The organism is Streptomyces sp. NPDC004561 (assembly GCF_053602155.1).
Genome location: NZ_JBSGDB010000407.1, coordinates 1 through 7,971 on the forward strand (window position 1 = coordinate 1; position 7,971 = coordinate 7,971).

Below are 7,971 nucleotides of genomic sequence, written 5' to 3' on the forward strand. Positions count from 1 at the left end.
ATCGCCGCGACGCCCGTCGAGCGCCTGCTGGCCCGCCCCGAGCTGCCCGCCGCACAGGCCCTCGCGGCCCGTGGGGTGCCGGCCCGCACCGTCGAGGGCTTTCTGCGCCCGCTGCTCGCCGCGCTGCTGTGCGACCCGGAGCTGACCACGTCCAGCCGGTGCGCCGACCTGGCCCTGCGCGCCTTCGCGAGCGGCCGGCTGTGCGTGCCGGAGGGCGGCGCGGACGTCCTGCCGGAGCTGCTGGCCCGTACGCTGCCGCCCGGCACCGTGCACACCGGGGTGCGGGTCACCTCGGTGGCCACGACCTCGGTGGCCACCGCCGAGCACGGGGAGATCCGCTGCCGGGCGGTGCTGCTGGCGACCGACGCGCGCGCCGCGGCGCGGCTGCTTCCGGGCCTGCGGGTCCCGGACTTCCACCCGGTGACGGTGCTCCACCACACCACCGACGACCTCGCGCCGGTCTTCGCCACGGGCACCTCGCTGCTGCTGGACGCGGACCGCGGCGGGCCGGTCGCGCACACGGCTGTGCTCAGCAGCGTGGACCCGAGCCGGGCGCCGGCCGGACGCGTGCTGATCTCCTCGACGGTGCTGGGCAGGCCGCCCGAGGGCGTGGACACCGCCGTCCGCATCCACCTCGCCCGCCTCTACGGCACCTCCACCCGCCGCTGGGAGACGCTGGCCGTGCACCACACCCCGGAGGCGGTGCCGGCGATGCGCCCGCCGCACGACCTGCGCAGGCCGGTACGGCTCCTGGCCGGTCTGTACGTCTGCGGCGACCACCGCGACACCAGCACCGTCCAGGGCGCCCTGCACTCGGCCCACCGGGCGGCCTCGGCCATCCTCACGGACCTGGGCACGAGCGGCTCCATACACCGGGCCGACCCGGCCCCGTCCCTGCCCCGGGCCGCCTAGCGCTCAGCCCAGTGCCGCGACCTTCTCCCGGTAGCCCCGCGCCGGTGCCGCGTCCTTGTAGGGCTCCAGGCGCCGCTCGAAGTCCCTGACGTACTCGACGGCGCGGGCGCTGCGCATCTCGGCGGCCTGGCCCGCCGCCTCCGCCGCCAGCGCGCAGGCCTGGTCGAGCTCTCCGAGGCCGAGGCGGGCGGTGGCGAGGACGACCCGGCAGAAGAGGCGGCTGCGGGCGTAGGTCGGGGCGCGCAGCTGGAGGGAGCGTTCGGCGTGCTGGGCGGCCGCCCGGAACTGCTGCAGATCCCGGTGGCAGTGCCCCAGCTCGTCGGCGAGCTGGGCCTCGTCGAAGAACCTGGCCCAGTACGGCACCTCGTCCCCGGGCCGGGCCGCGTCCAGGGCGCGCTCGGCCCGGACCAGCGCGCCCGTGCACGCCCGCACCTCCCCCAGCACGCCGTGCGCGCGGGCCTCGGCCGCGTGCAGCAGCGCCTGCAGGACCGGCGGCGCTCCGGTGCCCACCCCCTGCTGGGCGACCCGGGCGAGCTGCACGGCCTCCCTGCCGTGGCCGAGGTAGACGGCCTGGCGGCTCATGGTGACCAGCACGTAGGAGCCGTAGGGGCGGTCGCCGGCCGCCTGGGCGAGCCGCAGGGCCTGCACGAAGTAGCGCTGGGCGAGTCCGTGCGCGGCGATGTCGTACGAGGTCCAGCCGGCGAGCCGGGTCAGGTCGGCGGCGGCGGCGAACAGGCGGCGGCCGGTCTGCTCGTCGTAGCTGCCGCGGAGCATCGGCTCGCACTCGTGCTCCAGGTAGCGCACCAGGGCCTGCCGGGCGTGGCCGCCGCCGAAGCGGTCGTCGAGGGTGCGGAACAGCTCGCCGACCGAGCGCAGCGCGGCGATGTCGCCGCCGCTGACCCGGTGCCCGGAGGCGCGCTCGGCGTGCCCGCGCGCCCGCGGCTGGGCCGTGGGCCTGGCGGCGGGCGGGCGGCCCTGCGCGGGCACCCGGGGAGCCGGTTCCCGGGCCACCCTGTCGTCGGCCTTGCCGATCAGCCAGTCGCGGCTGGGCACGACCAGCCCCGCCGGGGTGAAGGCGATCTTGCGCAGCTCGGCGTGGCTGCCGGAGTCCTTGCGCCACAGCCCGCTGACGATGTCGACGGCCTCCTCCGGGGTGGCCGCGAACTCCAGCCCGGCGTACACCGGCGCGCACGCGTCCAGGCCGAGGTCCTGGGCCGTGAGGCGGCGCCCGAGCCGGCGGGTGAACACCTCGGCGATGAGGGCGGGGGTCGTGCCCCGCGGCTGCTGCCCGCGCAGCCAGCGGGTGACTGACGTCTTGTCGTATCTGAGATCCAGCCCGTGTTCCAGGCCGAGCTGGTCGACGCGACGGGCCAGACCCGCGTTGGAGAACCCCGCCTCTGCGATGAGCGCGGCGAGCTGGCGGTTGGGGGTGCGCTGCGCGGGTCGGTCCGTCATCTGCGGTGCGGTCTCCTGCCTTCCGGGCCCCTGAAGTGCCGGGATTGCCTGTGAGCAGCCCTTTTGGCCTCACGAACGGCGCGAATGTAGCGGAGAGTGAGCAGCCGATCGCACATTTCGCTGTTCATTCATCCGATCGTGTGAGGAACGCCCGTAGGGCTGACGCACGCCGGACGGACGTACAGTGGCGTGGGCGCGTTACATGCCTGACATCGCGAGGGAGGCGCTTGCCGTGAGTGAGCTGCGGTTCGTCCGCATGGGATTCGGCGCGGATGCCGTCGACTACCAGGAGGCCTGGGACGAGCAGCGCCGCGTGCACGCGGCCCGGTTCGCCGACGAGATCCCGGACACCGTGCTGCTGCTGGAGCACCCTCCGGTGTATACGGCCGGCCGGCGCACCGAGGACAGCGAGCGCCCGCTGGACGGCACCCCGGTCATCGACGTGGACCGCGGCGGCAAGATCACCTGGCACGGCCCCGGCCAGCTGGTCGGCTACCCGATCCAGAAGCTCCCCCGCCCGGTGGACGTGGTCGCGCACGTGCGGCGCCTGGAGGAGGCCCTCATCCGCACCTGTGCCGAGTTCGGCCTCGGGACCACCCGGGTCGAGGGCCGCAGCGGGGTGTGGGTGCTCGGCGACCCGGTCGAGCAGCGCCCCTCGCTCGGCGGGCTCTCCCTGGACTTCGACCCGCGGCTCACCGACGACGAGTTCGACCCCCGGCTGAACGGCCCCGAGTACGCCCCCTCCAACGCGGGCCAGCGCCGCGAGGACCGCAAGATCGCCGCGATCGGCATCCGCGTCGCCAAGGGCGTCACGATGCACGGCTTCTCCTTCAACGTGAACCCGGACAACCGCTGGTTCGACCGGATCATCCCGTGCGGGATCCGGGACGCCGGGGTGGCCTCGCTGGCCAACGAGCTGGGCCGGGACATCACGGTCGAGGACGTGCTGCCGGTGGTGGAGAAGCACCTGACGGAGATCCTGGAGAACGCGGACCTCAGGCCCCGCGAGATCGAGCCGGCTTCCGCCTGACCAGGGGAATGCGCCCTGCGGCAGCGAGGTTGGCCTCAGCGGAAGGGCTCAGTTAGCACGGGCGTACCCTGGTGTGCGCCGAAGAATCGAAGTCACAGGGAGCCGGTCGTGTCCGCAGTCTCACCCGACGGACGCAAGATGCTGCGCCTGGAGGTCCGCAACAGCCAGACCCCCATCGAGCGCAAGCCCGAGTGGATCAAGACCCGGGCGAAAATGGGTCCCGAGTACACCAAGATGCAGAGCCTCGTGAAGAGCGAGGGCCTGCACACGGTGTGCCAGGAGGCCGGCTGCCCGAACATCTACGAGTGCTGGGAGGACCGCGAGGCGACCTTCCTCATCGGCGGCGACCAGTGCACCCGGCGCTGCGACTTCTGCCAGATCGACACCGGCAAGCCCGAGGCGCTCGACCGCGACGAGCCGCGCCGCGTCGGCGAGTCCGTGGTCACCATGGACCTGAACTACGCCACCATCACCGGCGTCGCCCGCGACGACCTGGAGGACGGCGGCGCCTGGCTGTACGCGGAGACGGTCCGGCAGATCCACGCGCAGACCGCCGGCCGCGAGGCCGGCCGCACGAAGGTCGAGCTGCTCGCCCCCGACTTCAACGCGGTCCCCGAGCAGCTCGCGGAGGTCTTCGAGTCCCGGCCCGAGGTCTTCGCGCACAACGTCGAGACGGTCCCGCGGATCTTCAAGCGGATCCGCCCCGGCTTCCGCTACGAGCGCTCCCTGAAGGTCATCACCGAGGCCCGTGACTTCGGCCTGGTGACCAAGTCCAACCTGATCCTCGGCATGGGCGAGACCCGCGAGGAGGTCGGCGAGGCGCTCAGGCAGTTGCACGACGCGGGCTGCGAGCTGGTCACCATCACCCAGTACCTGCGCCCTTCCGTGCGGCACCACCCGGTGGAGCGCTGGGTGAAGCCGCAGGAGTTCGTGGAGCTGAAGGAGGAGGCCGAGCAGATCGGCTTCTCCGGGGTGATGTCCGGCCCGCTGGTGCGGTCCTCCTACCGCGCCGGGCGCCTGTACCGGATGGCCGTCGAGAAGCGTGGCACGTACATCGCCGCCCAGGCGGTGTGAGCGAACCGTGTGAATTCACGCACTAGTAATTACTGGCCAGTAATGGCCGAGTCGACGCGGTCCTGACCGTCCTCGCTGATGAGGGCACCCGTCAGGGCCGCGTAGGCGTTTGCGGGCTCCGCATCAAGGTTTCATTGGTGTTTGACCGGCCGGTCACGCCCTGGTAACACCAATCAGTGACTCTGGTATCACGCCCCGTACACCACCCGATCCGAGGGGGGACCTCGATCATGCAGGCCGCGCCGGTTCGCGCCAACGCCATCCCGTCCTTCACCGACGCACTCCGCGCCGTAGAGTCGCTGCTGATGAGCGGCGGTCAGCGCACCGCCCGCCGAAATGCCTGGACCTCCGTCCTCGAGGACCGCCGTCGCGCCAAGGACCGGGTCGAGGCCCAGCGCTTCCTGGAGCAGGCCTCCCGCCGCTCCTGAGGCTTGCTCACCGGGCACTGCCGTCGTCTGCGCTCCCGGGGCCACGTAGACTTCGTGGCATGGCGAGGAAGGAAACCGCGGCGGACGCCGCGAATGCCGGGCGACTGAAGCAGATCGCCCTCACGTACAAGATGACCCGCAAGGCCGACAAGAAGATCGGTCTGGTACTCGCGGCCGTCGGCATCGGCACCCTCGGTGTGTTCCTCGCGATCGGCTTCGTGATCGGTCACCCGGTTTACCTGGGCATCTTCGGTCTGCTGGTCGCCCTGCTGGCGATGGCGATCGTGTTCGGCCGGCGGGCCGAGCGCGCCGCCTTCGGCCAGATGGAGGGCCAGCCGGGCGCCGCGGCGGCGGTGCTGGACAACGTCGGCCGGGGCTGGACGACCACTCCGGCGGTGGCGATGAACCGCAGCCAGGACGTGGTGCACCGGGCCGTCGGCAAGGCCGGTATCGTGCTGGTCGCCGAGGGCAACCCGAACCGGGTGAAGAGCCTGCTGGCCGCCGAGAAGAAGAAGATGAACCGCATCGTGGCCGACGTGCCGGTGCACGACATCATCGTGGGCAACGGCGAGGGCACGGTCGAGCTGAAGAAGCTGCGCACGACCATGCTGAAGCTCCCCCGTGTACTGACCGGCCCCCAGGTGACCACCACCAACGACCGGCTGCGCGCCATGGGCGACCTGATGAGCAACATGCCGATGCCCAAGGGGCCGATGCCGAAGGGCATGAAGCTGCCGAAGGGCGGCCAGCGGGGCCGCTAGTCCCCGCGCGGTTCCCGTTCCTGCACCGAAAGGGGGCGCCCGGTCACACCGGGCGCCCCCTTTCGGCATGGCAGGAGCGGTGTCAGGCGCGGACCTCGACGGTCTTCGCGAGCCGGTCGTGCAGGCCGCGGCCGTCCCGGTCCCAGACCAGCGCGGGGATCGCGAGGCACAGCAGGACCGTGCGCAGCACGGAGCGCAGCGGGTTGACCGTGCCGGTCTCCAGGGCCACGACCCGGATGCCGAAGAGGCGCTTGCCCGGGGAGACGCCGATCGTGCCGACGGTCAGGACGCTCATGACGAAGAAGACGCCGAGCGCCCAGTTGCCGGTAGCGGGCCGGTAGCCGTCCGTGATCAGGCCGTATGCGATCAGGACGCTCAGTCCCCAGTCCACGGCGAGCGCACCGAGGCGCCTGCCGGGCCGGGCGATCGAGTTCGGCCCCTCCTCGGGGAGGCCCAACTGCTCGCCCCGGTACCCGAAGTCCGCGCCGGCGTCTTCCATCGCCGCCCGCGGCCCGGAGAGCCACGATCCCATTGCCTGCCTGTTGTCCACCCGACCACGGTACTGCGTCCCGGAATGCCCCTCGGACGCCGGGGTGTCCCGGGGCTAGGGTGGAACCCTGACCGGTTAACTTCTGCGAAACAATCGGGTCACGCCCGAGAAATCACACGTCCCTAGGGTCGAGACCAGCGTGTGCCACCGCACTGGCCGCACGAACGATCTACCACCCCGGCGAGGACGGTCGGGAGTAGGAGGAGCTGGATGTTCCAGAACGCCGACGAGGCCAAGAAGTTCATCGCGGACGAGGACGTCAAGTTCATCGACGTCCGCTTCTGCGACCTGCCGGGCGTCATGCAGCACTTCACGGTGCCCGTTGAGGCGTTCGACCCGGACGAGGAGCTGGCCTTCGACGGATCGTCGATCCGCGGCTTCCAGGCCATTCACGAGTCCGACATGGCCCTGCGCGCCGACCTGTCCACCTCCCGCGTGGACCCGTTCCGCCGGGACAAGACCCTCAACATCAACTTCTTCATCCACGACCCGATCACGGGCGAGCAGTACTCCCGTGACCCGCGCAACGTGGCGAAGAAGGCCGAGGCCTACCTCGCCTCGACCGGTATCGCGGACACCGCGTACTTCGGCCCCGAGGCCGAGTTCTACGTCTTCGACTCCGTGCGCTTCGCGACCAACGCGAACGAGTCCTTCTACCACATCGACTCCGAGGCGGGCGCCTGGAACACCGGCGCCCTGGAGAACAACCGTGGTTACAAGGTCCGCTACAAGGGCGGCTACTTCCCGGTGGCGCCGGTCGACCACTTCGCCGACCTGCGTGCCGAGATCTCCCTGGAGCTGGAGAAGTCCGGCCTGAAGGTCGAGCGCCAGCACCACGAGGTCGGCACCGCCGGCCAGGCCGAGATCAACTACAAGTTCAACACGCTGCTCGCCGCCGCCGACGACCTCCAGCTCTTCAAGTACATCGTGAAGAACGTGGCCTGGCGCAACGGCAAGACCGCGACCTTCATGCCGAAGCCGATCTTCGGTGACAACGGCTCGGGCATGCACGTGCACCAGTCGCTGTGGAGCAACGGCGACCCGCTGTTCTACGACGAGGCCGGCTACGCGGGCCTGTCGGACACCGCCCGCTACTACATCGGCGGCATCCTGCGGCACGCCCCGTCGCTGCTCGCCTTCACCAACCCGACGGTGAACTCGTACCACCGTCTGGTGCCGGGCTTCGAGGCGCCGATCAACCTGGTGTACTCGCAGCGCAACCGCTCCGCGGCCATGCGCATCCCGATCACGGGTTCCAACCCGAAGGCCAAGCGCGTCGAGTTCCGCGCCCCGGACTCCTCCGGCAACCCGTACCTGGCCTTCTCCGCCCTGCTGCTCGCGGGCCTGGACGGCATCAAGAACAAGATCGAGCCGGCCGAGCCGATCGACAAGGACCTGTACGAGCTGGCTCCCGAGGAGCACGCGAACGTCGCGCAGGTCCCGACCTCGCTGAACGCCGTCCTCGACGCGCTCGAGGCCGACCACGAGTTCCTGCTCCAGGGCGACGTGTTCACGTCCGACCTGATCGAGACGTGGATCGACTTCAAGCGCACCAACGAGATCGCGCCGCTGCAGCTGCGCCCGCACCCGCACGAGTTCGAGCTGTACTTCGACGTGTGATATCGCCCCAGGACAGAGCGGGTGACCGCTCCCCTGGGCCGTCTGTGGGCCGTCGGCAGGTCCTTGTCGGCTTTCCACACCGTCGGTGTGAGCGAGAAGCAGATCGCCGATATCAGTCACTGTCCAGCGGGCCACGGCATC

The 7,971-nt window shown here is 71.0% G+C and carries 8 protein-coding genes; 6 read left to right on the top strand and 2 right to left on the bottom strand.

All coding sequences use genetic code 11. The features are described 5' to 3' along the window. On the top strand, positions 1-912 hold a 912-nt coding region (locus tag ACWEN3_RS35830; protein ID WP_452979677.1), incomplete at its 5' end, for an FAD-dependent oxidoreductase. A gap of 3 nt (positions 913-915) precedes the next feature. On the opposite strand, the gene ACWEN3_RS35835 is transcribed toward ACWEN3_RS35830, so the two are convergent. Further along, on the bottom strand, positions 916-2,367 hold the full coding sequence (locus ACWEN3_RS35835; protein ID WP_452979679.1) for a regulator: 1,452 nt from the start codon (positions 2,365-2,367) through the stop codon (positions 916-918). 232 nt (positions 2,368-2,599) lie between these two features. Here ACWEN3_RS35835 and lipB point away from each other — a divergent pair, with 232 nt between their 5' ends. From lipB to ACWEN3_RS35855, 4 genes are all read left to right on the top strand, one after another. After that, entirely contained in the window at positions 2,600-3,397 is a 798-nt protein-coding gene (lipB, locus tag ACWEN3_RS35840) for a lipoyl(octanoyl) transferase LipB (RefSeq protein WP_452979682.1), read from the top strand. A 108-nt stretch (positions 3,398-3,505) separates the two neighbouring features. Next, complete coding sequence (gene lipA / locus ACWEN3_RS35845; protein WP_452979684.1) at positions 3,506-4,471, top strand: lipoyl synthase; 966 nt, start codon at positions 3,506-3,508, stop codon at positions 4,469-4,471. A gap of 230 nt (positions 4,472-4,701) precedes the next feature. Next, on the top strand, positions 4,702-4,899 hold the full coding sequence (locus ACWEN3_RS35850; protein WP_452979687.1) for an SCO2195 family GlnR-regulated protein: 198 nt from the start codon (positions 4,702-4,704) through the stop codon (positions 4,897-4,899). 59 nt (positions 4,900-4,958) lie between these two features. Then, positions 4,959-5,660: a DUF4191 domain-containing protein gene (locus tag ACWEN3_RS35855; protein ID WP_452979689.1), complete on the top strand. Its 702-nt coding sequence runs from the start codon at positions 4,959-4,961 to the stop codon at positions 5,658-5,660. Positions 5,661-5,742: 82 nt separating this feature from the next. Here ACWEN3_RS35855 and ACWEN3_RS35860 read toward each other — a convergent pair whose 3' ends face one another. Beyond that, on the bottom strand, positions 5,743-6,210 hold the full coding sequence (locus tag ACWEN3_RS35860) for an RDD family protein (protein WP_452979692.1): 468 nt from the start codon (positions 6,208-6,210) through the stop codon (positions 5,743-5,745). 210 nt (positions 6,211-6,420) lie between these two features. On the opposite strand from ACWEN3_RS35860, the gene glnA reads away from it, so the two are divergent. Then, positions 6,421-7,830: a type I glutamate--ammonia ligase gene (glnA, locus tag ACWEN3_RS35865; RefSeq protein ID WP_452979695.1), complete on the top strand. Its 1,410-nt coding sequence runs from the start codon at positions 6,421-6,423 to the stop codon at positions 7,828-7,830. Positions 7,831-7,971 lie beyond the last annotated feature (141 nt).